This window comes from Mycobacterium sp. B14F4 (genome assembly GCF_039871645.1).
Classification (GTDB): Bacteria; Actinomycetota; Actinomycetes; order Mycobacteriales; family Mycobacteriaceae; genus Mycobacterium.
Genome location: NZ_JBDPMF010000003.1, coordinates 245,153 through 268,059, shown reverse-complemented (window position 1 = coordinate 268,059; position 22,907 = coordinate 245,153). Strand labels below are relative to the sequence as shown.

Below are 22,907 nucleotides of genomic sequence, written 5' to 3'. Positions count from 1 at the left end.
TTCGGTAACACCCGGACCCTACGAAAGGGAGGTGTCGTGGACTCGTTCAACCCGACGACCAAGACTCAGGCGGCGCTGACCTCGGCACTGCAGGCGGCCAGTTCCGCAGGCAACCCGCAGATCACGCCCGCTCACCTGTTGATGGCACTGCTCACCCAGAACGATGGCATTGCCGCACCCCTGTTGGAGGCCGTCGGCGTCGACCCCGCGACCGTTCGCAGCGAGACGCAGCGCCTCCTGGACCGGCTGCCCAGCGCCAGCGGCGCCAGCGCGCAGCCGCAGTTGTCGCGCGAATCGCTGGCCGCGATCACCGCGGCCCAGCACCTCGCCACCGAGATGGACGACGAGTACGTCTCGACCGAGCATCTGGTGGTCGGCCTGGCCACCGGGGACTACGACGTGGCCAAGGTGCTCAGCGGGCACGGCGCGTCGCCGCAGGCGCTGCGCGAGGCGTTCGTGAAGGTGCGCGGCAGCGCCCGCGTCACCAGCCCGGACCCGGAGGGTGCGTACCAGGCGCTGGAGAAGTACTCCACCGACCTGACCGCCCGGGCGCGCGAGGGCAAGCTCGATCCGGTCATCGGCCGCGACAACGAGATTCGTCGCGTCGTGCAGGTGCTGTCCCGCCGCACCAAGAACAACCCGGTGCTGATCGGTGAACCCGGCGTCGGCAAGACCGCGATCGTCGAGGGTCTGGCCCAGCGCATCGTCGCAGGCGACGTGCCGGAGAGCCTGCGCGACAAGACCGTCATCTCGCTGGATCTGGGCTCGATGGTCGCGGGCAGCAAGTACCGCGGCGAGTTCGAGGAGCGCCTCAAGGCCGTGCTCGACGACATCAAGAACTCTGCGGGCCAGATCATCACGTTCATCGACGAGCTGCACACCATCGTCGGCGCCGGCGCGACCGGTGAGTCGTCGATGGACGCAGGCAACATGATCAAGCCCATGCTCGCTCGCGGCGAGCTGCGCCTGGTCGGCGCCACCACGCTCGACGAGTACCGCAAGTACATCGAGAAGGACGCCGCGCTGGAGCGCCGCTTCCAGCAGGTGTTCGTCGGTGAGCCGTCGGTCGAGGACACCGTCGGCATCCTGCGCGGCCTCAAGGACCGCTACGAGGTGCACCACGGCGTGCGCATCACCGACTCCGCGCTGGTCGCGGCGGCCACCCTGTCCGACCGCTACATCACCGCGCGCTTCCTGCCCGACAAGGCGATCGACCTGGTCGACGAGGCCGCGTCGCGGCTGCGCATGGAGATCGACTCGCGGCCTGTCGAGATCGACGAGGTCGAGCGGCTGGTGCGCCGCCTCGAGATCGAGGAGATGGCGCTGGCCAAGGAGGAGGACGCCGCTTCGAAGGAACGCCTGGAGAAGCTGCGTTCCGAACTGGCCGACCAGAAGGAGAAACTCGCCGAGCTGACCACCCGTTGGCAGAACGAGAAGAACGCCATCGACGTGGTCCGCGAGCTCAAGGAGCAGCTTGAAGCCCTGCGTGGGGAGTCGGACCGTGCCGAGCGCGACGGCGACCTGGCCAAGGCCGCCGAGCTGCGCTACGGGCGCATCCCCGAGGTCGAGAAGAAGCTGGAGGCTGCGCTGCCCCATGCCGAGGCCCGCGAGGACGTGATGCTCAAGGAGGAGGTCGGTCCCGACGACGTCGCCGAGGTGGTGGAGGCGTGGACCGGGATCCCGGCGGGCCGGATGCTCGAGGGCGAGACCGCCAAGCTGCTGCGGATGGAGGACGAGCTGGGCAAGCGCGTCGTCGGTCAGCGCACGGCGGTCACCGCGGTGTCTGATGCGGTGCGCCGCAGCCGCGCCGGTGTCGCCGATCCGAACCGGCCGACGGGCTCGTTCATGTTCCTCGGCCCCACCGGCGTCGGTAAGACGGAGCTGGCGAAGGCGCTGGCGGAGTTCCTGTTCGACGACGAGCGCGCCATGGTCCGCATCGACATGAGCGAGTACGGCGAGAAGCACTCGGTGGCTCGACTGGTCGGTGCGCCCCCCGGATACGTCGGTTACGACCAGGGTGGCCAGCTGACCGAGGCGGTGCGGCGGCGTCCGTACACGGTGATCCTGTTCGACGAGATCGAGAAGGCCCACCCGGACGTGTTCGACGTGCTGTTGCAGGTGCTCGACGAGGGCAGGTTGACCGACGGTCAGGGCCGCACGGTCGACTTCCGCAACGCCATTCTGGTGCTGACGTCCAACCTCGGGTCGGGCGGCAGCGAGGAGCAGGTGATGGCCGCGGTGCGCTCGGCGTTCAAGCCCGAGTTCATCAACCGGCTCGACGACGTCATCGTCTTCCACGGGCTCGAGCCCGCGGAGCTGGTGTCCATCGTCGACATCCAGTTGCAGCAGCTGGCCAAGCGGCTGGAGCAGCGCAGGCTCACCCTCGAGGTGTCGCTGCCGGCCAAGCAGTGGCTCGCCCAGCGCGGGTTCGACCCGGTCTACGGCGCACGGCCGCTGCGCAGGCTGATCCAGCAGGCCATCGGCGACCAGCTCGCCAAGATGCTGCTGGCCGGCGAGGTGCACGACGGCGACGTCGTGCCGGTCAACGTCAGCCCCGACGGCGACAGCCTGGTTCTGGGCTGATCCACGGCCCGCCGAAACTGTATTCCAGCAGCGAAAGTTCGAGAGGACACCTGCTGGAATACAGTTTCGCGGGTGAGATGGTCTCGTGATCTGCTTGAGTTCGGGATAAACCGCTACCTGCAAGTAGGCTAGGGGGCAATGGTTCCGCTTTGGTTCACGCTGTCCGCCCTCTGCTTCGTGGGCGCGGGCGTGCTGTTGTACGTCGACATCGACCGTCGACGCGGGCTGGGCAGACGACGCAAGTCCTGGGCGAAGTCGCACGGATTCGACTACGAACACGAGTCGCACGACATCATCAAGCGCTGGAAGCGCGGCGTGATGTCGACCGTCGGCGATGTGAGCGCCAAGAACGTCGTCCTCGGCCAGATCCGCGGCGAGGCGGTCTTCATCTTCGACCTCGAGGACGTCGCGACGGTGATCGCGCTGCACCGCAAGGTCGGCACCAACGTCGTCGTCGATCTGCGGCTCAAGGGCATCAAGGAGCCGCGGGAGAGCGACATCTGGCTGCTGGGCGCGATCGGGCCGCGGATGGTCTACTCCACGAACCTCGACGCCGCCCGCCGCGCGTGTGACCGGCGCATGGTGACGTTCGCCCACACCGCGCCGGACTGCGCCGAGATCATGTGGAACGAGGAGCACTGGACGCTGGTCTCCATGCCGGTCACCAGCACCAGGGCGCAGTGGGACGAGGGGCTGCGCACCGTGCGCCAGTTCAACGACCTACTGCGCGTGCTGCCCCCGACGCCGCAGGCGATGGCCGGCCAGACCGGCCAGGCCGCGCTGGCCCGGCGCAGCGGATCGCCGAGCCGGCCGCTGACGCCGGGACCGGGCCGCGCCGAACCGCCTGCAGGCCGCGCCGACGTGCCCGCGCGTCCCGAGGCCGGTCGGTACGCCCAGCAGCCGCCCACCCGCTCCGAGGGTGTGCGCCGGCCGCCGCCGCCCGCCCGCAACGGAAGGCAGTCACCGCACTATCAGCGGTAAGTAACCTCATACGCATGCCTCGCCCTGTCGCACTGATCACGGGACCGACGTCGGGAATCGGCGCGGGCTTCGCGCGCAGATACGCGACGGACGGCTACGACCTGGTGCTGGTGGCCCGCGACGTCACCCGGCTCGAGCGCCTGGCCGCCGAGCTGCGTGACGAGGCGGGTGCGACGGTGGAGGTCATCGCCGCCGACCTGGCCCAGGCGTCCGACCGCGCGACGGTGGCCGACCGGCTGACCGAGGGCGTTCGGGTGCTGGTCAACAACGCCGGCTTCGGGACGTCCGGCGAGTTCTGGACCTCTGACTACTCGGTGCTGCAAGCCCAACTCGACGTCAACGTCACCGCGGTCATGCAGCTGACGCACGCCGCGCTGCCCGCCATGCTCGCCGCCGGCGAGGGCACCGTGATCAACGTCGCCAGCGTCGCGGGCCTGCTGCCCGGGCGCGGGTCGACGTACTCGGCGTCCAAGGCGTGGGTGATCGCGTTCTCCGAGGGCCTGGCCAACGGCCTCGGCGGCACCGGTGTCGGCGTCCACGCGCTGTGCCCCGGCTTCGTGCGCACCGAGTTCCACGACCGCGCGGGCATCGACATGGCCGGTACGCCGTCGTGGTTCTGGCTCGAGGTCGACGACGTGGTGCGCGACACCATGGCCGGCGTCGCGAAAAACAAGGTGGTCATCGTGCCGGGCCTGCAGTACAAGGCGCTCACCACGGGCGGCCGCGTCGTACCGCGAAGGCTGGTGCGCGCCATGACGAAAGTGGTTGGCCGTGGTCGCGGAAGAACCTAGAGTCGGACTTAAGTGCGTGCGCTGATCGCGGCGCTGGCGGCGCTGGTCCTGCTTGCCGGGTGCTCCAGTGACGAGTCGGCGGGCGCGCCGTATGCGACGCACGCCGCGACGGTCGGCGAATCGCTCGCGGTGCTCGGCTGGAACATGTCGGTGTCGAATCTGCGTTTCGACGGCGACTACGTGCTGTTCGACCTCGACGCTTCCCCGGCCGATCCCGGCGCGCCCCACGCCGACCCGAAGGACATCCGCTTCGGGCTCTACGGCGCGCTCGCGCACCCGATCGAGGCGAACGCGATCGGCGGCTGCCGCGATGTGACCGACCTTGCGGTACAACCTGTTTCGGCTCCGACGCCCGACCGGCTGACCGGAACCGTGTGCATCGGCCCGCAACGCGATCAGGCGCCGGTGCGCGGGGTGTACGTCTATTCGCCGCGGGACCGGTTGGCGGGGACGACGACCGCGCATCCCGCGGCGTTCCCGGTCGGATTGCCGCAGACCAGGGACAGCGACACCGGGCTGACGCTGCAGACGACGAGCATCGACGCGTTCCGCGGCGACGGCGCCATGCTGGACCCGACGGCGCTCGGCGATCCGGCCGCGTTCACCGGCGAGGGCTACATGATGCTGGGGCTGCAGATCGACGGGCTGGCAACGCAATACCGCGATGCCGCCGAGCGGCGCGGTGGACCGGTGATGGTGCTGGTGACGCCGACACTGCCGGCGCCGGGACTCAGCCACGCCTGCGACGTCTACGGTTCGTCGGTGCTGGTGCTGCCCGACGCGTCGCGCGATGCGGTGCAGATCCGCGTCTCGCTGTGCACGCAGGGGGAGATCAACGCCGCGCTGCTGTACCCGACCGTGTCGCTGGTCGGTACCCACGCCGGGCTGTGGACCGAGGATGCCTGAGGCGGGCCCGACCGAATGGGGCGAGAGCCCCGGCGTCGGACCGTGGCCGCCGCACTCGCCCCTTCCTGAGGACCCGCGCTACGACCCCGCGCTGCTGCGCGCCGGCGACACCCGCAATGTCGTTGACGCGTACCGCTATTGGACGCGGGAGGCGATCGTCGCCGACATCGACCGGCGCAGGCACGCGCTGCACATCGCGATCGAGAACTTCGGCAACGACGCCAACATCGGTGCCGTCGTGCGCACCGCCAACGCGTTCGCGGTCGACACCGTGCACATCGTCGGCAGGCGGCGCTGGAATCGCCGCGGCGCCATGGTGACCGACCGCTATCAGCGGCTGCGCCACCACGACACCACTGAAGAGCTCCTCGCGTTCGCCGCCGAGTCTTCGTTGACCGTCGTCGCCGTCGACAACATTGCCGGCGCCGCGCGCATCGAGCACACCGCGCTGCCCAGGGACTGCCTGATGATCTTCGGTCAGGAGGGCCCCGGCATCACCGCCGACGCCAGGGCCGGTGCGGCGCTCACCGTCTCGATCGCCCAGTTCGGCTCCACCCGCAGCATCAACGCCGGCGTCGCCGCGGGCATCGCGATGCACGTGTGGATCACCCAACACGGAGACCTTTCGCAGGCCTGGTAGGGCAGGATCGACACCATGGATCAGCTCTGGGCCAACCGGGCCGGCACCGCAGAAGCCGCGATCACCGCGCGCCATCTGAAACGCCTCTGGGGACTCCCCGGCACGCAGCTGGGCGTGGTGGCCTGGCCCCCGGCGCGGGAGCACCGGCTGTTCGGCACCTGGCACTACTGGTGGCAGGCGCATCTGCTCGACAACCTGGTCGACGCACAGGTGCGCGACCCGCAACCCGAGCGGCAACAGCGCATCGCCCGGCAGATCCGGGCACATCGGTTGCGCAACAACCTGTCCTGGGTCAACGACTACTACGACGACATGGCCTGGCTCGCCATCGCGCTGGAGCGGGCGGGACGCCTGGCCGGCACTGCGCGGCCCACGGCGCTGACGAAGCTGTCGGAGCAGTTCCTCCACGCGTGGGTGCCCGAGGACGGCGGCGGCATCCCGTGGCGCAAGCAGGACCAGTTCTTCAACGCGCCGGCCAACGGCCCGGCGGCGATCTTCCTGGCCCGCTTCGACCGGCTGCGCCGCGCCCAGCAGATGTCGGACTGGATCGACGAGACGCTCGTCGACCCCGAGACCCATCTGGTGTTCGACGGCATCAAGGGCGGCTCGCTGGTGCGCGCCCAGTACACCTATTGCCAGGGTGTCGTGCTGGGCCTGGAGGCCGAGCTCGCCGCCCGCACCGAAGACCCCGAGCACGCCGCGCGGGCACACCGCCTGGTCGCCGCGGTCGCCGAGCACATGGCGCCCGGCGGGATCATCAACGGCGCGGGCGGCGGTGACGGCGGGTTGTTCAACGGCATCCTGGCGCGGTACCTCGCGCTCGTGGTGACCACGCTGCCGCAGCGCGGACCGTCCGACGCCGAGGCCCGCGACACCGCCCGCTCGCTGGTGCTGTCGTCGGCACAGGCGGCGTGGGAAAACCGCCAGACCGTCGACGGGCTCCCGTTGTTCGGTGCGTTCTGGGACCGCACCGCCGAGATCCCCAGCGCCGCAGGCGCGCAAGCCGAGTTCGTCGAGGGCGCCGTCAACGCCTCCGAGGTGCCCGAGCGGGATCTGTCGGTGCAGCTCTCGGGGTGGATGCTGATGGAAGCGGCGCACGCCGCGGCTCAGGTGTGAGCACCTCGGCCGCGCTGCGCATCACCCGCCTGGTGCCCGCGCGATTCAGCCGGGACGCGAAGGCCGCCAAGACCGGTGAGAACACCGCGGCGGCGCTACTGCTGGCCTTCACTGTCGCCGCCATCGTCTGGGCGAATTCACCGTGGGCACAAAGCTATTGGGCGCTGCTGGACACCCACGTCGGCTTCACCTTCGCCGAGCACCGCTTCGAGCTGACCGTCAAGCATCTGGTCAACGACGGCCTGATGACGTTCTTCTTCTTCATCGTCGGACTGGAAGTCACCCGCGAGTTCGCCATCGGCGAGCTCACCGACCGGGCCAGGGCATCGGTGCCCGTGGTGGCCGCGATCGCCGGGCTGGCGGTGCCCGCGGTGATCTTCCTGGCCTTCAACCCGTCCGGCGAGGACGCCCAGGCGTGGGGTGTGGTGATCTCCACCGACACCGCGTTTCTGATCGGGGCGCTGGCGATCATCAAGCCGAAGTTCCCGGCCCGGCTGCGCATCTTCCTGCTGACGTTGGCTGTGGTGGACGACGTCGGCGCGCTGCTGGTCATCGCATTGTTCTATTCCGACCGCATCGACGTTGTGCCGCTGGTGGTCTCGGTGATTATCATCGGAGCGATCGCACTGGTGCGCTTCCTGCCGGCGGTCCGCGGGCCGGCCTACGCGGCGCTCGGTTTCGCGTTGTGGGTTGCGCTGTACATGGCCGGTATCCACCCGACGCTGGCCGGTGTCGCGGTGGCGCTGTTGATCCCGGTGTTCTCCCCTGAGCGCAGTCAGGTCGAGGAGGCCGTCAACCGCATCCGCGCGTTCCGGCAGTCGCCGAATTCCCGCTACGCCCGCGAGGTGACCCGCAGGCTGCGGGACTCGATCTCGATCAACGAGCGGCTGCAGATGGACGTCGGGCCGTATGTGTCGTTCGTGGTGCTGCCGCTGTTCGCGTTGGTCAACGCGGGTGTGCAGTTCGACACGCAGACCGTGACCGCCGCGCTGCGCTCGCCGCTGACCTGGGGCATCGTCGTCGGGCTGGTGGTCGGCAAGTTCGTCGGCATCACCGCGGCGACGTGGTTCATGCGGCGCACCGGGGTGGGGGAGCTGGCGCCGGGGCTGACGTTGCGGCGGGTGGCCGGCGGCGCCGCGCTGTCCGGAATCGGTTTCACCATCTCGCTTTTCATCGTCGACATCGCAATCGACGACATGATGCGCAAGGAACAGGCGATCATCGGCGTGCTGATCGCCTCGGTCCTGGCGTTCTTCGCGGGCTGGGCCATCTTCCGGATCACCGACTGGGTCAGCCCGCCGGACCCGGTCGGCCTCAAGCTGCTCCGGCCGGTCGATCCCGACCGCGACCACATCCGGGGGAAGCCGGACGCGCCGCTGACCCTGGTGGAGTACGGCGACTTCGAATGCCCGTTCTGCAGCCGGGCGACCGGCGCGATCGACGAGGTCCGCGAACACTTCGGCGACAGGTTGCGTTACGTGTGGCGTCACCTGCCGCTGGAGCGGGCGCACCCGCGCGCCTTCGACGCCGCACGCGCCAGCGAGGCCGCCGCCGCCCAGGGCATGTTCTGGGAAATGGCGCGCCAGTTGTTCAGCCACCAGGACGACCTGGAGTGGTCGGACATGTACCGCTACGCGGTCGCCGCGGGCGTCGACATCGAGCGGTTCGACCAGGACGTGCGGGTGCACGCGTCGAAGGTGCTGCACCGCGTGCAGGACGATGCTCAGGACGCGGAGTTGATGGACCTGAACTCGACGCCGAACTTCTTCGTCAACGGCAAGCGGCACAAGGGGCCGTGGGATGCCGCCAGCCTGATTCGCGCGCTCGAGAGCTAAGCGTGCTCGCCGGAGTCGATCGGCGGGGCCGCGATGCCGGCGCGCTTGGCCGCGCGGCGCCGCTTGTACCACTCGATGAGCATCGGCAGCACGGAGACCACGACGATCGCGATGACGATCGGCTCCAGCAGCTTCTGGATGATCTCGAACCGGCCGAGCCAGTAGCCGAGCAACGTCAAGCCCACGCCCCACACGACCGCGCCGATGACGTTGAACAGCGTGAACACCGGATAGCTCATCCGGGCCGCGCCCGCGGTCAGCGGGGCGAGCGTGCGCACGATCGGCACGAACCGGGCGATGACGATCGCGAAGGGGCCGCGCTGCTCGAAGAACAGGTGCGCCTCGTCGAGGTATTTCTGCTTGAGGACCCGCGCGTCGGGCCTGAACATCGCGGTGCCGAGGTTGCGGCCGATCCAGTAGCCGACCTGGCCACCCAGGACGGCGGCGATCGGGATGAACACCAGCAGCTGCCAGAGCTGGAAGTTGATGACGTCGCCGCCCTCTTCGGCCAGCGCGGCCGTGCCCGCGGCGAGCATGCCCGCGACGAACAGCAGCGAATCGCCGGGCAGGATCGGGAACAGCACCCCCGATTCGACGAAGATCACCACGAGCAAGCCCACCAGGGCCCAGGTGCCGAAGTAGCCGAGCAGCTTCATCGGGTCGAGGAAGTCGGGCATCAGCGCCAGCTGATCGGTCGCTGCCAGGGCCGTTGTCGTCACAAGGCTCCAAGATACCGGTCGGACCGGTCGGCCCAGGAAACGTCGATGTGAGGCGGGCCTGCCGGCGCGCCGATACGCTCGGAAAATGCCCACTCACAAGGCCGTTCTGGTCGAATCCGCAGGCGCCGCGCTCACCCTCGCCGACGTCGACACCGTCTCCCCGCCCGCAGATCACGTCCGCATCGCGGTCGCCGCGTGCGGCGTGTGTGGGACCGATCACGGCGTGGTGAACGGCGGCTTCCCACAGATGACGTGGCCCGTGACGCCCGGACACGAGATCGCCGGGACGATCGAGGAGGTCGGCGACGGTGTCGAGGGCTTCGCGGTCGGCGACCGCGTCGCGGTCGGGTGGTTCGGCGGCAACTGCAACCGGTGCGTGCCGTGCCGCAAGGGCAAGTTCATGCAGTGCCTGGCGTTCCAGGTGCCGAGTCTGGCGTATCCGGGCGGCTACGCCGAGTCCGTCACGGCGCCGACGACCGCGTTGGCGCGTATCCCGGCCGGGCTGTCGTTCGCCGAGGCCGCCCCGATGGGCTGCGCCGGAGTGACGACGTTCAACGCGCTGCGCAAGACCAAGGCGGTGGCGGGCGACCTCGTCGCGGTCCTCGGCATCGGCGGGCTCGGCCACCTCGGTGTGCAGTGGGCGCGGGCGATGGGGTTCGAGACGGTCGCGATCGCCCGTGGCGCCGAGAAGGCCGACGATGCCCGCGCGCTCGGCGCGCACCACTACATCGACTCGAGGGCCGAGGACGTCGCGGCCGCCCTGCAGGGCCTCGGCGGTGCGGCCGCGGTGCTCGCGACGGCGGCGAACTCCGCGGCCATCGGCGCATGCGTCGGCGGGCTCGGTCCGGAGGGCGAACTCGTCATCGTCGGCGTGACCCCCGACCCGCTGCCGATCAGTCCCGTGGACCTGATCCTGGCCGGCCGCAGCGTGAGCGGCCATCCGTCGGGCACCGCGCGCGACGTCGAGGAGACCATGCACTTCGCCCTGCAGACCGGGGTGCGCGCCCAGATCGAGGAGATGTCGCTGGCCGAGGCCGCCGAGGCGTACGCCGCCATGGAGGAGGGGCGGGCGCGCTACCGCATGGTCCTGACCATGTAATGACGCTCGAATGCTGCGATACTCACGACAACGAAGCGAATCGAGAGGACAGCATCATGCCGATCGCAACGCCCGAGGTGTACGCCGAGATGCTGGGCCGGGCCAAGGAGCACTCGTTCGCGTTCCCGGCGATCAACTGCACCTCCTCGGAGTCGGTCAACGCCGCGATCAAGGGATTCGCCGACGCCGGCAGCGACGGGATCATCCAATTCTCAACGGGTGGGGCCGAATTCGCATCCGGACTCGGGGTGAAGGACATGGTGACAGGTGCCGTGGCGCTGGCGGAATTCGCGCACATCATCGCCGAGCGGTATCCGGTCACCGTGGCGTTGCACACCGACCACTGCCCCAAGGACAAGCTCGACACCTACGTCCGGCCGCTACTGGCGATATCGGCGCAGCGCGTCGCCGACGGCGAGAACCCGCTGTTCCAGTCACACATGTGGGACGGGTCGGCCGTGCCCCTCGACGAGAACCTCAACATCGCACGCGAACTGCTCAAGGAAGCCGCGGCGGCCAAGATCATCCTGGAGATCGAGATCGGGGTGGTCGGCGGCGAGGAGGACGGCGTCGCGCACGAGATCAACGACAAGCTCTACACCACGCCGGAGGACTTCGAGAAGACCGTAGAGGCGCTTGGCGCGGGCGAGCACGGCAAGTACCTGCTGGCCGCGACGTTCGGCAACGTGCACGGCGTGTACAAGCCGGGGAATGTGAAACTGCGGCCCGACATCCTTGCCGAGGGTCAGAAGGTCGCTGCCGCGAAGCTCGGATTGCCCTCGACGGCAAAGCCTTTCGACTTCGTCTTCCACGGCGGATCCGGCTCGCTGAAGTCGGAGATCGAGGACTCGCTGCGGTACGGCGTGGTGAAGATGAACGTCGACACCGACACCCAGTACGCGTTCACCCGCCCGATCGCGGGGCACATGTTCACCAATTACGACGGGGTGCTCAAGATCGACGGCGAGGTCGGGGACAAGAAGACCTACGATCCGCGCAGCTACCTGAAGAAGGCCGAGGCGTCGATGAGCGAGCGCGTCGGCGAGGCGTGCCGGGACCTGCACAGCGCGGGCAGGTCGGTGACCGCCGGCTGAGCCGGCAATCAGGCAGGAGCCGGCTGAGCCGGCAATCAGGCAGGAGCCGGCTGATTACTGCGGGGCCTGGCAGATCTTCCACTGGTCGTCGCGGAACTGCAGGTCGAAGCTGCGTGTCGAGCGCGTCTGCGGGGCATACGCCATGAACGTGGTGACGTTGGCCTCGGCGTGGTCGCCGTTGATGATCACCTGGTCGATGCTGGCGACCACCGGGTACTGCTTGGCCGCTGCGACGCGGTTGTGGGTCTCGGCCCAGGCCCGGTCGTCGTAGCGGACATAGCTGTCCCGCGTGGCCCCGCAGGTGATGCTGCGCAGCTTGGCGAGGTCACCGCTCTGGATCGCGGCGTCGAAGTTCTGGATGGTGCCGCGGACCATCTCCTCCTGCGACACCTTCGGCGCCGAGTCGCGCGTCAGCAGCACGGTGCCTAGCACCGCGATCGCCACCAGGGCGGCGATGACGAGCACCAGCGCCACCACCCAGCCCCAGCTGCGTCGCTGCTGCGGCGGCTTGGGCGCCTCACCGCGCGGTGGGATAACCTGCGGCGCAACGGGTCTGGCCTGCTGGCCGGGATCCGGCGGCGGCGTGAACACCTCGGTGGCCGGCTCGGCGGGCGTGTCGATCTTCTGCGTCGTGCCCGCATCGAATCCCGACGGCGCGGTGAACCGCCGCTCGGCAGGGTCGCCGATCGACGCCTGCTCGGTCGGCGCCCCGGCTGGCGCCATGATCTCGGTGGCCGGTTCGTGGTCGGCGTCGGCCTCGATGACCTCGGTGACGGGATCGGGGTCCTGCGGTGCGTCGGCCTCTCCGGTAGCTCCCCCGGCGGGCGCTTCGGGGTCCTCGGCGCTCTCGGGAGCCTCCGCGTCCGAAACGTTTTCTGGCTGGTCAGGCCCTGATGGGTTCGACATGCCTGCTGCGGTCCTCCCTAACGACGCTACGGCCGGAAGCTTAGTCATGACCCCGCACGGCACAATGGGGGCCATGACACGGATGGGTGATCTTCTCGGGCCGGATCCCGTACTGCTGCCCGGCGACCCCGCCGCCGAGGCCGAACTCGCCGCCGACGAACGGCCGGCGATCGTGGCCGCCGCGCATCCCTCGGCGTCGGTGGCGTGGGCCGCGCTGGCCGAGCAGGCACTGGCCGAGGACAAGGCGGTCACGGCGTACGCCTACGCGCGCACCGGTTACCACCGCGGGCTCGATCAATTGCGGCGCAACGGCTGGAAGGGCTTCGGCCCGGTGCCGTTCGGCCACGAACCCAACCAGGGCTTCCTGCGCTGTGTCGCCGCGCTGGCCCGCGCCGCCGACGCGATCGGTGAGACCGACGAGACTCAGCGCTGCCTGGACCTGCTCGACGACTGCGACCCGTCGGCGCGGGCCGAACTCGGCCTGCAGTAGTCAGATCCCCTTCGCGCAAGCGCTCATCGCCGGCTCACCACTCGGCCTCGCACTTGCAGTCGGCCGCGCCCTCCGGGGGTTCCACCTGGACCGTCGCGTGGTCCAGGCCGCGGGCGGTGAGCACGGCGCGCGCGTCGTCGAGCACCCGTGCCGACTCGCGCTCGCTGGTCAGGTGCGCGGTGACCATGTCCTTGCCCGGTACCAGCGTCCAGACGTGCAGATCGTGCACCTCGGTCACGCCCTCGACCGCGCACAGCGCCCTGCGCAACTCCTCGACGTCGATGTGCGTGGGCGAGGACTCCGACAGGATCCGCAGGGCGGCCCGCGCGAGTGAGATCGCCCGCGGCAGCACCCACAGCGCGACGAAGACCGCGACCACCACGTCGGCGTACGGCCAGCCGGTGGTGACCGTGACGATGCCCGCGATCAGCACCCCGATGCTGCCGACGGTGTCGGCCACCACCTCCATGTAGGCGCCCTTGACGGCCAGGCTGGTCTGCGAGTGCGACCGCAGCAACAGCACGACGACGGCGTTGGCCACCAAGCCCGCCGACGCGACGATGATCATCGGCACCCCGGGGACGTCGGGTGCGTCACCCAGCCGCTCGAAGGCCTCGTACAGGATGAACACCGCCACGCCCAGCAGCAGCACCGCGTTCGCGACGGCGGTGAACACCTCCGCGCGGTGCCAGCCGTAGGTGCGGGCGGGTGACGCGCTGCCGTGCCGGGCCAGCAGTACCGCGGTCAGGCCCATGAACATCGCCACCAGGTCGGTGAGCATGTGGCCCGCGTCGGCCAGCAGCGCGATGGAGTTGATCAGCAGCGCGGTGACCAACTCGACGACGAAGAAGCCGGTGAGGATCGCCGCGGCGATCAGCATCCGGCTGACGCGGGTGTCGCCATGGCTGTGGTCGTGGCCGGCACCCATGCCTGCAATCTATGCGCAAGTACGCATATGTCGCAAGGGGCTCAGAACCAGGCGGACCAGAACCTCGTGAGGTCACTGCCGGTGCCGACGAGCCAGCGCGGCACACCGGAGAAGTCGAAGAACCACAGCACCACCGACCAGAACCACTGGTTGAGCTGCGGGGTGAACAGCAACAGCAGCAGCACCAGCAGACCCCACTGCTTGGCGGGCGCCAGGGAGCGCTGGGTCTGCGGGCTCAGGTGCGGCTCCAACGCCCCGTAACCGTCGAGGCCCGGCACGGGCAGCATGTTCAGCACGAACGCCGTCACCTGCAGGAAGCCCAGGAACGCCATCCCCGCCCAGAAGACGCTGTGCGACCGGTCGTAGAGCAGCGTCGTCACGATCAGCAGCAGGGCGGCAAACAGCAGGTTGACCGCCGGGCCCGCCAGGCTGACCAGGGTGCGCTGCCGTTCGGTCATCCCCGACGTGCGCACGTAGACCGCGCCGCCCGGCAGGCCGATGCCCCCGATCGCGATGACGAGGACCGGCAGCCCGATCGACAGCAGCGGGTTGGAGTACTTGAACGGGTTGAGCGACAGGTACCCGCGGACGGCGACGTCGCGATCGCCGAACCGCCATGCGCTGTAGGCGTGGGCGAATTCGTGCACGCACAGGGACACCAGCCAGCCCGCGATGACGAACGTGAACACCCCGACGTAGGCCCACGGCCCGCCGTCGCTGGTGTTCAGCCAGGCGACGGCGCCGCCTGCGGCAGTGAGCGCGACGATGACCAGGAAGATCGGACTCGGCCGCACCGACTGGTGCAGCGGGCGGACGCTCACGGTTCGACGCTACCTGCGCGCTCAGCGAACGCGGAGCCAACCTTCGGTGTGCCGGTAGAACGTCGAGCGCTTGACCGGGCGGCGATTGAGGGCGCCGTCGCGAATCACGAACGCGCCGGTGGTGCCGAGTTGGGCCGCCCGCCCGGTGACCCAACAGGTGGGCCGCATGTGACGCGACAGCACGGTGGCCCGCAGACCCGGCAGGGCCTGCATCGGCTCGACCCGGACGGCCGTCACCTCGCCGTCGAACAGCACGGTGTCGTCCACGACGGCCTCGCCGGTCAGCCGGGCCTGCGGCGTGCCCTTCTCCATCGCGGTTTCGCCCACCCACAGGGCGGCGCCGACGATGACGGTGCCGGTCTCGTCGCGGATCAGCGGGACTCTGGACGCCGCCGCGCGCAGCGCCCGTCGCGCGTGCCACCACCGCCCGACGTGGGCGACCTCGACGTCGAGCCGGTCGGTGCGCATCAGCCGCGTCAGCGCCGCCGCAAGGTCGGCGTCGGAGCCCACCACCACCAGCCGGCGACAGGGCGCGTCGGGGGTGTCGACGACGGGAAGACCGCGTAGCGCGCGGGGTGGCCGACGGCCGCCGAACGGCAACACCACGACGTCAGTGGTGCTCATGCCCGCTCCTCGGATGCGGCTGGGATAAGGTAGCTCACCGGCTGCACAGTGTTGATGCAGATTAGCGGGAGATCATGCCATGCCGGCAATCGTGCTCATCGGCGCGCAATGGGGCGACGAGGGCAAAGGAAAAGCCACCGACCTTCTCGGTGGACGCGTCCAGTGGGTGGTGCGGTATCAGGGCGGTAACAACGCCGGCCACACCGTCGTGCTGCCGACGGGGGAGAACTTCGCACTGCACCTGATCCCGTCGGGGATCCTCACGCCGGGCGTCACCAACGTCATCGGCAACGGGGTGGTGGTCGACCCGGGGGTGCTGCTCACCGAGCTGCGGGGGCTCGAGGAGCGCGAGGTCGACACCGAACGGTTGTTGATCTCGGCCGACGCGCACCTGCTGATGCCGTATCACGTCGCCATCGACAAGGTGGTCGAGCGTTATGCGGGCAGCAAGAAGATCGGCACCACCGGCCGCGGCATCGGTCCCTGCTACCAGGACAAGATCGCCCGCATCGGGATCCGCGTCGCCGACGTGCTCGACCCGGTGCTGCTCGCCGAAAAGATCGAAGCCGCACTGGAATTCAAGAACCAGGTGCTGGTCAAGATCTACAACCGCAAGGCGCTGGACCCGGCCGAGGTGGTCGACAGCCTGCTCGACCAGGCCGAGGGCTTCAAGCACCGCGTCGCCGATGCCCGCTTCCTGCTCAACGACGCGCTCGAGAAGGGCGAGACCGTCCTGCTCGAAGGCTCCCAGGGCACGCTGCTCGACGTCGACCACGGCACGTATCCCTATGTCACATCGTCGAATCCGACAGCCGGCGGCGCCGCGGTGGGCTCCGGCATCGGGCCGACGCGCATCACCACCGTGCTCGGCATCCTCAAGGCCTACACCACCCGGGTGGGGTCGGGGCCGTTCCCCACCGAACTGTTCGACGCCAACGGCGAATACCTGTCGAAGACGGGCGGCGAGTTCGGCGTGACGACCGGCAGGCGGCGCCGATGCGGATGGTTCGACGCCGTCATCGCGCGCTATGCGACGCGGGTCAACGGCATCACCGACTACTTCCTGACCAAACTCGACGTGCTCTCCAGCCTGGAGACCGTGCCGGTGTGCGTGGGGTACCGCGTCAACGGCAAGCGCGTCGACGACATGCCGATGACCCAGACCGAGATCGGGCACGCCGAACCCATCTACGAGGAACTGCCCGGGTGGTGGGAGGACATCTCCGGCGCCCGCGAGTTCGACGACCTGCCCGCCAAGGCCCGCGACTACGTGCTGCGCCTCGAAGAGCTTGCCGGAGCGCATGTTTCGTGCATCGGCGTGGGGCCGGGCCGGGACCAGACGATCGTGCGCCGCGACATCCTGGCGCGCCCGTGAGTGACGACCCCCATCTCGTCGACCCCGATTACGACAAGCACGGCGGGTTTCCCGCTTTCGAGGCCGCCGATCCCGGCCCCGGGTTCGGGCGGTTTCTGACGGCGATGCGTCGCGCGCAGGACCTGGCGGTGTCCGCCGACCCCGACAGCGACACCTGGGAGAAGGCGGCCGATCAGGTCGAGGCGCTGGTGAAGCTGCTCGACCCGTTCGAGGCCGCCGAGGGCGTGGGACCGGCCAACCGGGTGCCGTCGCTGCCCGGTGCGGGCAGCCTGCTGATGCCGCCGTACCGGGTGCACAAGTTCGACGCCGAGGCCGTCGAGTTGACCGTGACATTCAGCCGCTACCACGTCGGCGGCAACCACGCCGTGCACGGCGGCGTGCTGCCGCTGATGTTCGACTCGATGTTCGGCATGGTCATCCACGCCACCGGGAGGCCGATCAGCCGCACCGGGTTCCTGCACGTCGACTACCGCAAGGTCACCCCGATCGACACACCGCTCACCGTGCGCGGCTGGGTTCGGGAGGCCCAGGGACGAAAGTCCTTCGTCAACGCCGAGATGCGCGACCCCGAGGGCAATCTGCTCGCCGAGGCCAACGGCCTGATGATCCGGTTGCTGCCCGGCCAGCCGTAGCCGCGATCGCGAAGAGGTGACACGATCACCGCGTGACGACCGATCGCACCGACCATCAACTGCGGGTGCTGACCACGCCGCGCGCCGCCGCGGTGGCGGGTGTGTTGTTCGCGCTGCTGTTCGGCGCCGCGCTCGTGCTGATCCGGCTGGCGCTGCCCGAGGACGGCCCGCCCGGCTCGCAGTGGCTGCGCGAAGGCAGCTCCAACCTGCGGATCGCCGCACTGCTCATGCCGTTCGCCGGCATCGCGTTCCTGTGGTTCATGGGGGTGGTGCGCGACGGCATGGGCCACTACGAGGACAAGTTCTTCTCGACGGTGTTCCTCGGCAGCGGCCTGCTGTTCCTGGCGATGATGTTCGTCGCCATCGGCGCCGGGGCCGGCCTGGAGCGCAGCGGCGCCCCGTCCGAGTCGGAGGCCGCGCTCTTCGGGCAGATGGTGGTGGTGATCGTCTCCAAGACGTACGCACTGCGCATGGCGGCCGTGTTCATGGTCTCGCTGGCGACCATCTGGTGGCGCACCCGGTTGATGCCTCGCTGGCTGGCCCTCGTCACCTATGCGATGGCGGTGGGACTGCTGCTGGCCAGCGACCTGAGCATGTGGCTGGTGCTCACGTTCCCGGCCTGGGTGCTGGTGGTCAGCGTGCTGCTGTTGACGCGGGCCGGCCTCAGCGCGGCCGCGGCACCGGACTCTCCGAGGCCACCCGCAACCCGACCGTGAAGTGGGTGATCGTCGGCTTCTCGTTGGCGACGATCTCCTTCAGCTTGGCGAAGGTCTTGTCGAGGGCGTCCATCGGGTCGATGTCCCGCGGCACCATCGAGATGTCTACGTCGAACCAGTGGCCGCCGTAACGCGTCAGGCCGTGCGCGAAACCGGGCAGGTCGACGTGTTCCTCGGGATCCCATGTGATGACTTCCAGCGCTTTGTCGCTCACCGCACATCCTTTCGTCCTGACAGGACCGTAGCGGCTGTGACGCGGACATCGAGGGGTCCGACGGCCCGTCTTGCGATGACGAAGGTCCCGGCCCTCTACCGGTTCAGGACTCCGTGAGCCGCAAGGCCTGTGCGGGACACAGCTTCACCGCTTCGCGCACACGGTCGAGTTCCTCGTCGGGCACCTCGCCTGTCTGGACGGCTCCGCCGTCCGTGTCGACGAGCAATACCACCACGCCGTCGTCGTCCTGGTCGAACACCGCACCGGCCGACATCACGCAGTTGCCCGCCTGGATGCACACATCGCGGTCCGCTGTGATCTTCACCAGCCCACCTCCAATGACTTCAGGCCGTAGATGAAGTGGAACGACCGGAACTGCACGTCGGCGAAGTCCTCGGCCAGCATCAGCGTCGGGAAGCGTTGCAGCAGAGCGGGAAACGCGACCCGCATTTCCATCCGGGCCAGCGGTGCGCCCAGGCAGTGGTGCACGCCGTGGCCGAACGCCAGGTGCCCGGGCGCACCGCGGCCGATGTCGAGCGTCTCCGGTGCGTCGATGAAGCCGGGGTCGCGGTTGCCCGACGGCAGCGACGCGAACACCAACTGCCCGGCCGGGATCGGCACACCGGCGAGCTCGACGTCGGTGGTGGTGATCCGCGGGATCGCGGTGTGCACGATCGACAACCAGCGCAGCAGCTCCTCGACGGCGGGTCCGACGGCGGCGGGATCGTCGCGGACGGCGGCGAGCTGGTCGGGATGCCGCAGCAGCGCCAGCGTGCCCAGACCCAGCATGTTCGACGTGGTCTCGTGGCCGGCCAGCAGCAGCAGCGAGGCGACACCGACCAGCTCGTCGTCGGTGAGGTCGGCGCCGTGCTCGCGGACCAGCATGCCGAGGATGTCGTCGCCGGGGTGCCGGCGCGCTCGTCCAACCAGGGTCTGCATGTAGGCGCGACCCGCCCGCTGCAACTCGAGCCGCTCGGCGAAGGGCAGCGACAGGTCCAGTTGCCGGGCGCTGCGGCGCTGGAAGTCGTCGCGGTCGTCGTAGGGCACGCCGAGCAGTTCGCAGATCACCAGCGACGGGATAGGCAGCGCGAAGTAAGCCACGAGATCCGCAGGCGGCCCGGCCTTTTCCATCAGGTCGAGTTGGGCGTCGACGATCTCGGCGATTCGGGGCTCGAGCCGCTTCATCCGCCGGATCGTGAACTCCGGGGTGAGCATGCGCCGCAGCCGGGTGTGTTCGGGCGGGTCGAGGCCCAACAGGTTGCCCGCGCGTGCGCTGGCCAGCTCCTCCTCGGAAAGCGTTGGCGCGCCGGGCACAACGAAGCCGGGCGGGCGGCCGTTGGAGAACCGCTCGTGGTCCGACAGGACGTCCTTGACGTCGTCGTGGCGGGTGACCAGATACACCGTCATGCCGAATGCGTTGACCACGGTGCGGACCCCGATGGTTTCGCGGATCTCGCGAAGCTCCGGAGTGGGGGTGAACGCGTCGCGTCGCATGTGGACGGGAGGAAGCGACGTTGCGCCGCCGTCGCGAAGCGCGGCATCAGCTTCAGCCATCACACGACGCTACCCGCGGAAAACGAAACGTTCGATGAGATCGCCGACCAACTGCGGGTTCTCCAGTCCGGCCAGGTGTGCCACGCCGTCGAGCACCACGGTGGCGGCACCGGGAATGGCGTCGGCCATCGCGAGGGCCTCGGGCACCGGGAACGTCGCATCCTCGCTGCCCGCCACCACGAGCACCGGTGTGGTGATCCGTCCCAGCAGCGCACGCTGATCGGGCCGGTCCACGATGCTGCGCACCGCCCACCGGGCGGACCGCACATCGGCGGCCTGCACGCCGGCGCGGACGAACTCGACGACGTCGGGACGGGTGCGAAACGTCGTGGGGCCCAGGAACGCCTTGAGCACCGAGCGTGTGACCGGAGGCCGTACACCGCCCATCAGCGTCGCGACGCGCAGCAGCAGGCCGAACTCGACCCGCTGGCGGATGCCCGCGCGCGACGCCGTGCAATTCATCAGCACGGCCCGGCCGACGCGCTCGGGATGCATCGCCGCGAAGGTCCCGCCGATCATGCCGCCCCAGGAGTTGCCGACGAAGTGCGTCCGGTCGATGCCGAGTGCGTCGAGGATGCCGACGACGCACTGGGCGCACTGCTCGAAAGTGAACGGGGCGGTGAGCTTTTCGCTGCCACCGTGCCCCGGCGGGTCGACCAGGACGACCCGCCTGCCCGCACCGAAGCGGTCCGCCTGGGCCGACCACATGTCGCCGGTCATCAGCAGGCTCGGCCAGAACATCATGGCCTCGCCGTCACCGCGGGTGCGGACCCGCAACCGTCCCAGCACGGTGTCGACCGTGTGCTCCTCCACCGTCTGCACGGTAGTCCCCGTCGCGCAGTGCCGGCCACCAGATGCGCGGCCCGATCAGGGTGAACAACGCCGGGATGATCACCGTGCGCACCACGAAGGTGTCCAGCAGGATGCCCAGGCCGACGATGATGCCGACCTGGGTCAGCACGATCAGCGGCAGCACCCCGAGTACGCCGAACACCGCGGCCAGCACGATGCCCGCGCTGGTGATGACCGCGCCGGTGGCCGAGACGGCGCGCACGATGCCGTCGCGCGTGCCGTGCGCGGGCGTCTCCTCGCGGGCACGGGTGACCAGGAAGATCGTGTAGTCCACGCCGAGGGCCACCAGGAACAGGAATGCGAACAGCGGCGCGGTGTTGTCCAGTGCCGGGAAGCCGAACAGGTGCACGCTGGCCCACCCGCCCAGGCCGAGGGCGGCCAGGGCGCTCAACACCGTGACCGCCACCAGGATCAGTGGCGCCAACGCCGCGCGCAGCAACACGTACAGCACCGCGAGTACCACGACCAGGATGGCGGGGATGATGACCAACCGGTCCCGCGATGCGGCCGCGCTGGCGTCGCGGGCCGTCGCGTCCGATCCGCCGACCAGCGCGCCCGGGTCGACCGCATGCACCGAGTCCCGCAGCGCGTCAACGGTTTCGAACGCCTCGTCGGATGCGGGTTCGGCGTCGAGCACCACCGACCACTGGCTCAGTCCTGTCGACGTCTGCCCCGCCGGGTTCGCCGACACCACCCCCGAGGTCTCGCCGATGGCGCGCTGCACCTCGGCGGCGCGCTCCGTCGCGGCGATGACCCGGGTCGGGTCGGTCAGGCCGCCGGGGAAGTGGTCGGCCAGGGTTTCGTAGCCGCTGACCGACTCGGCCTGCACCCGGAACTGTTCGGTCTGCGACAGCCCGACCGGCGTTGTCGTCACGCCGATGCACAGCAGTGCCAGGCCGGCGATCGAGACCACCGCGACGCGGCCGGGGCGGCGGGCCACCCCTTCGGCGATGCGGTGCCAGACGCCGCTGTCGGTGAGCGGTGCCGCGCCGATCTGCGGGACGAACGGCCAGAACAGCCGCTTGCCGAACAAGCCGAGCAGGGGCGGCAGCACCAGCAGCACGAACAGCGCGGCGACCACCAGACCCGCGGCCGCCTGCACGCCGAGGCTGCGCACGCTGGGCGACGAGGCGAACACCAGCGTCAGCAACGCCAGCACCACGGTCGCGTTGCTGGCGACGATGGCGGGGCCGGCCTGCCGGACCGCGATGCCCAGCGCGTCGCGGTGATTGTCATGCCCATGCTCTTCGCGCGAGCGCTCATCGCCGCGGCCCAACTCCTCTCGATAGCGGGAGATCAGCAGCAGCGCATAGTTGGTGCCGGCGCCGAACACCAGCACGCTGGTGATGCCCGAGGTCGACCCGTCCGGGCTCATGCCGACCGCCTGCGCGACGGCGCTGCCCAGCACCGCGGCCACCCGGTCGGCGAACCCGATGACGGCCAGCGGTACCAGCCACAGCACGGGCGAGCGGTAGGTGACGATCAGCAGCAGCGCCACGACGGCCGCGGTGACCGCCAGCAGCGTGATGTTCGCGCCGGAGAACGAGTTGGCGATGTCGGCGCCGAACGCCGGGCCGCCGGTCACCTGGGTGCGCAGATCCGGTGGCAGGCCCTCGGCAGCGGTGGTGCGCACCTCCTTGACCGCGTCGTTGAGTGCGAACCCGGTCAGGTCGGCGTTCAACGGCACGACCGCCAGCGCGGCCGCGCCATCGGTGGCGACCTGCACCGCGGGCCACTTGCGTTTCGCCGCGTCGACGTCGGCCGCGCTCAACGGCGCACCGTCGTCGCGGGTGATGACGACGATGGCCGGAACGCGGTCGCCCCCGGGGAACTGTGCGCGCAGGGCCTCGGTGCGCGCGGACTCGGCGCTGTCGGGCACGGGCACCGGTGACCGCCCGCTCGAGTCGTCGCTGCCGACGAGCGCCATCAGTGCACCCGACACCACGACCACGAGCACGGCCAGGATCCAGGAGAGCCGCCGGGACATGACACCGAATATTTCAGATACTTAACAATTAAGCAAGTGAGGTG

The 22,907-nt window shown here is 69.6% G+C and carries 23 protein-coding genes; 13 read left to right on the top strand and 10 right to left on the bottom strand.

The window, feature by feature from the left end; all coding sequences use genetic code 11:
- The first annotated feature begins 36 nt into the window (after positions 1-36).
- From clpB to nhaA, 7 genes are all read left to right on the top strand, one after another.
- Entirely contained in the window at positions 37-2,583 is a 2,547-nt protein-coding gene (gene clpB / locus ABGB19_RS11155; RefSeq protein WP_347686002.1) for an ATP-dependent chaperone ClpB, read from the top strand.
- A gap of 138 nt (positions 2,584-2,721) precedes the next feature.
- The gene (gene ttfA / locus ABGB19_RS11150) at positions 2,722-3,564 is read left to right on the top strand and encodes a trehalose monomycolate transport factor TtfA (RefSeq protein ID WP_347686001.1); all 843 of its coding nucleotides are present in this window, start codon (positions 2,722-2,724) and stop codon (positions 3,562-3,564) included.
- A gap of 14 nt (positions 3,565-3,578) precedes the next feature.
- Positions 3,579-4,355: an SDR family oxidoreductase gene (locus tag ABGB19_RS11145; protein ID WP_347686000.1), complete on the top strand. Its 777-nt coding sequence runs from the start codon at positions 3,579-3,581 to the stop codon at positions 4,353-4,355.
- Between the two features lie 12 nt (positions 4,356-4,367).
- A complete protein-coding gene (locus ABGB19_RS11140; RefSeq protein WP_347685999.1) occupies positions 4,368-5,261 on the top strand; it encodes a hypothetical protein in 894 nt (297 codons plus the stop codon).
- Positions 5,254-5,901, top strand: coding sequence for an RNA methyltransferase (locus tag ABGB19_RS11135; RefSeq protein WP_347685998.1), 648 nt, complete (start codon positions 5,254-5,256; stop codon positions 5,899-5,901). The genes ABGB19_RS11140 and ABGB19_RS11135 overlap by 8 nt, the downstream gene beginning before the upstream one ends.
- 15 nt (positions 5,902-5,916) lie before the next feature.
- Positions 5,917-7,017 (top strand): glycoside hydrolase family 76 protein, encoded by a 1,101-nt coding sequence (locus ABGB19_RS11130; RefSeq protein ID WP_347685997.1) that lies wholly within the window; start codon positions 5,917-5,919, stop codon positions 7,015-7,017.
- A gap of 14 nt (positions 7,018-7,031) precedes the next feature.
- Entirely contained in the window at positions 7,032-8,852 is a 1,821-nt protein-coding gene (gene nhaA, locus ABGB19_RS11125; protein ID WP_347686237.1) for a Na+/H+ antiporter NhaA, read from the top strand.
- On the opposite strand, the gene ABGB19_RS11120 is transcribed toward nhaA, so the two are convergent.
- Positions 8,849-9,529 carry a VTT domain-containing protein gene (locus ABGB19_RS11120; RefSeq protein ID WP_347686236.1) on the bottom strand — a complete coding sequence of 227 codons (681 nt, stop codon included), beginning with the start codon at positions 9,527-9,529 and terminating at the stop codon, positions 8,849-8,851. The genes nhaA and ABGB19_RS11120 overlap by 4 nt on opposite strands.
- 127 nt (positions 9,530-9,656) lie before the next feature.
- Between ABGB19_RS11120 and ABGB19_RS11115 the strand changes: the two genes are divergently transcribed.
- Together ABGB19_RS11115 and fbaA are read left to right on the top strand one after the other, a co-directional pair.
- Complete coding sequence (locus ABGB19_RS11115) at positions 9,657-10,670, top strand: alcohol dehydrogenase catalytic domain-containing protein (RefSeq protein ID WP_347685996.1); 1,014 nt, start codon at positions 9,657-9,659, stop codon at positions 10,668-10,670.
- Positions 10,671-10,726: 56 nt separating this feature from the next.
- Positions 10,727-11,764 (top strand): class II fructose-bisphosphate aldolase, encoded by a 1,038-nt coding sequence (fbaA, locus tag ABGB19_RS11110; RefSeq protein ID WP_347685995.1) that lies wholly within the window; start codon positions 10,727-10,729, stop codon positions 11,762-11,764.
- A gap of 54 nt (positions 11,765-11,818) precedes the next feature.
- Here the strand turns inward: fbaA and ABGB19_RS11105 are convergent, their stop codons facing one another.
- Positions 11,819-12,670, bottom strand: a complete 852-nt coding sequence (locus ABGB19_RS11105; RefSeq protein ID WP_347685994.1) for a DUF4878 domain-containing protein — start codon at positions 12,668-12,670, stop codon at positions 11,819-11,821.
- 73 nt (positions 12,671-12,743) lie between these two features.
- Here ABGB19_RS11105 and ABGB19_RS11100 point away from each other — a divergent pair, with 73 nt between their 5' ends.
- Positions 12,744-13,160 (top strand): DUF3151 domain-containing protein, encoded by a 417-nt coding sequence (locus tag ABGB19_RS11100; protein WP_347685993.1) that lies wholly within the window; start codon positions 12,744-12,746, stop codon positions 13,158-13,160.
- A gap of 34 nt (positions 13,161-13,194) precedes the next feature.
- Here ABGB19_RS11100 and ABGB19_RS11095 read toward each other — a convergent pair whose 3' ends face one another.
- The 3 genes from ABGB19_RS11095 to ABGB19_RS11085 are packed head-to-tail and all read right to left on the bottom strand — an operon-like array spanning position 13,195 to position 15,533.
- A complete protein-coding gene (locus tag ABGB19_RS11095; protein WP_347685992.1) occupies positions 13,195-14,088 on the bottom strand; it encodes a cation diffusion facilitator family transporter in 894 nt (297 codons plus the stop codon).
- Between the two features lie 41 nt (positions 14,089-14,129).
- Positions 14,130-14,909, bottom strand: coding sequence for a site-2 protease family protein (locus tag ABGB19_RS11090; protein WP_347685991.1), 780 nt, complete (start codon positions 14,907-14,909; stop codon positions 14,130-14,132).
- A 21-nt stretch (positions 14,910-14,930) separates the two neighbouring features.
- Positions 14,931-15,533 (bottom strand): peptidase M50, encoded by a 603-nt coding sequence (locus ABGB19_RS11085; protein WP_347685990.1) that lies wholly within the window; start codon positions 15,531-15,533, stop codon positions 14,931-14,933.
- A 79-nt stretch (positions 15,534-15,612) separates the two neighbouring features.
- On the opposite strand from ABGB19_RS11085, the gene ABGB19_RS11080 reads away from it, so the two are divergent.
- From ABGB19_RS11080 to ABGB19_RS11070, 3 genes are all read left to right on the top strand, one after another.
- On the top strand, positions 15,613-16,908 hold the full coding sequence (locus ABGB19_RS11080; RefSeq protein ID WP_347685989.1) for an adenylosuccinate synthase: 1,296 nt from the start codon (positions 15,613-15,615) through the stop codon (positions 16,906-16,908).
- The gene (locus ABGB19_RS11075) at positions 16,905-17,540 is read left to right on the top strand and encodes a PaaI family thioesterase (protein ID WP_347685988.1); all 636 of its coding nucleotides are present in this window, start codon (positions 16,905-16,907) and stop codon (positions 17,538-17,540) included. The genes ABGB19_RS11080 and ABGB19_RS11075 overlap by 4 nt, the downstream gene beginning before the upstream one ends.
- A gap of 68 nt (positions 17,541-17,608) precedes the next feature.
- Positions 17,609-18,256, top strand: a complete 648-nt coding sequence (locus ABGB19_RS11070) for a hypothetical protein (protein ID WP_347686235.1) — start codon at positions 17,609-17,611, stop codon at positions 18,254-18,256.
- Here ABGB19_RS11070 and ABGB19_RS11065 read toward each other — a convergent pair.
- The 5 genes from ABGB19_RS11065 to ABGB19_RS11045 form a co-directional block, all read right to left on the bottom strand.
- On the bottom strand, positions 18,204-18,470 hold the full coding sequence (locus ABGB19_RS11065; RefSeq protein WP_347685987.1) for a hypothetical protein: 267 nt from the start codon (positions 18,468-18,470) through the stop codon (positions 18,204-18,206). The two genes, ABGB19_RS11070 and ABGB19_RS11065, sit on opposite strands and share 53 nt — an antisense overlap.
- Before the next feature lie 103 nt (positions 18,471-18,573).
- The gene (locus ABGB19_RS11060) at positions 18,574-18,795 is read right to left on the bottom strand and encodes a ferredoxin (RefSeq protein WP_347685986.1); all 222 of its coding nucleotides are present in this window, start codon (positions 18,793-18,795) and stop codon (positions 18,574-18,576) included.
- Positions 18,792-20,024, bottom strand: a complete 1,233-nt coding sequence (locus ABGB19_RS11055) for a cytochrome P450 (RefSeq protein ID WP_347685985.1) — start codon at positions 20,022-20,024, stop codon at positions 18,792-18,794. The genes ABGB19_RS11060 and ABGB19_RS11055 overlap by 4 nt, the downstream gene beginning before the upstream one ends.
- Before the next feature lie 9 nt (positions 20,025-20,033).
- Positions 20,034-20,837 carry an alpha/beta hydrolase gene (locus tag ABGB19_RS11050; RefSeq protein ID WP_347685984.1) on the bottom strand — a complete coding sequence of 268 codons (804 nt, stop codon included), beginning with the start codon at positions 20,835-20,837 and terminating at the stop codon, positions 20,034-20,036.
- Positions 20,779-22,863 (bottom strand): MMPL family transporter, encoded by a 2,085-nt coding sequence (locus ABGB19_RS11045; RefSeq protein ID WP_347685983.1) that lies wholly within the window; start codon positions 22,861-22,863, stop codon positions 20,779-20,781. Before ABGB19_RS11045 ends, ABGB19_RS11050 begins: the two co-directional genes overlap by 59 nt.
- Between the last annotated feature and the right edge of the window lie 44 nt (positions 22,864-22,907).

Excerpts from the sequence above, each read along its gene's own strand:
- ABGB19_RS11085 (WP_347685990.1), bottom strand. The coding sequence starts at position 15,533 with ATGAGCACCACTGACGTCGTGGTGTTGCCGTTCGGCGGCCGTCGGCCA.
- ABGB19_RS11080 (WP_347685989.1), top strand. The coding sequence starts at position 15,613 with ATGCCGGCAATCGTGCTCATCGGCGCGCAATGGGGCGACGAGGGCAAA.
- ABGB19_RS11135 (WP_347685998.1), top strand. The coding sequence starts at position 5,254 with ATGCCTGAGGCGGGCCCGACCGAATGGGGCGAGAGCCCCGGCGTCGGA.
- ABGB19_RS11130 (WP_347685997.1), top strand. The coding sequence starts at position 5,917 with ATGGATCAGCTCTGGGCCAACCGGGCCGGCACCGCAGAAGCCGCGATC.
- ABGB19_RS11045 (WP_347685983.1), bottom strand. The coding sequence starts at position 22,863 with ATGTCCCGGCGGCTCTCCTGGATCCTGGCCGTGCTCGTGGTCGTGGTG.
- ABGB19_RS11145 (WP_347686000.1), top strand. The coding sequence starts at position 3,579 with ATGCCTCGCCCTGTCGCACTGATCACGGGACCGACGTCGGGAATCGGC.
- ABGB19_RS11100 (WP_347685993.1), top strand. The coding sequence starts at position 12,744 with ATGACACGGATGGGTGATCTTCTCGGGCCGGATCCCGTACTGCTGCCC.
- fbaA (WP_347685995.1), top strand. The coding sequence starts at position 10,727 with ATGCCGATCGCAACGCCCGAGGTGTACGCCGAGATGCTGGGCCGGGCC.
- ABGB19_RS11095 (WP_347685992.1), bottom strand. The coding sequence starts at position 14,088 with ATGGGTGCCGGCCACGACCACAGCCATGGCGACACCCGCGTCAGCCGG.
- ABGB19_RS11120 (WP_347686236.1), bottom strand. The coding sequence starts at position 9,529 with ATGCCCGACTTCCTCGACCCGATGAAGCTGCTCGGCTACTTCGGCACC.
- ABGB19_RS11055 (WP_347685985.1), bottom strand. The coding sequence starts at position 20,024 with ATGGCTGAAGCTGATGCCGCGCTTCGCGACGGCGGCGCAACGTCGCTT.
- ABGB19_RS11105 (WP_347685994.1), bottom strand. The coding sequence starts at position 12,670 with ATGTCGAACCCATCAGGGCCTGACCAGCCAGAAAACGTTTCGGACGCG.
- ttfA (WP_347686001.1), top strand. The coding sequence starts at position 2,722 with ATGGTTCCGCTTTGGTTCACGCTGTCCGCCCTCTGCTTCGTGGGCGCG.
- ABGB19_RS11115 (WP_347685996.1), top strand. The coding sequence starts at position 9,657 with ATGCCCACTCACAAGGCCGTTCTGGTCGAATCCGCAGGCGCCGCGCTC.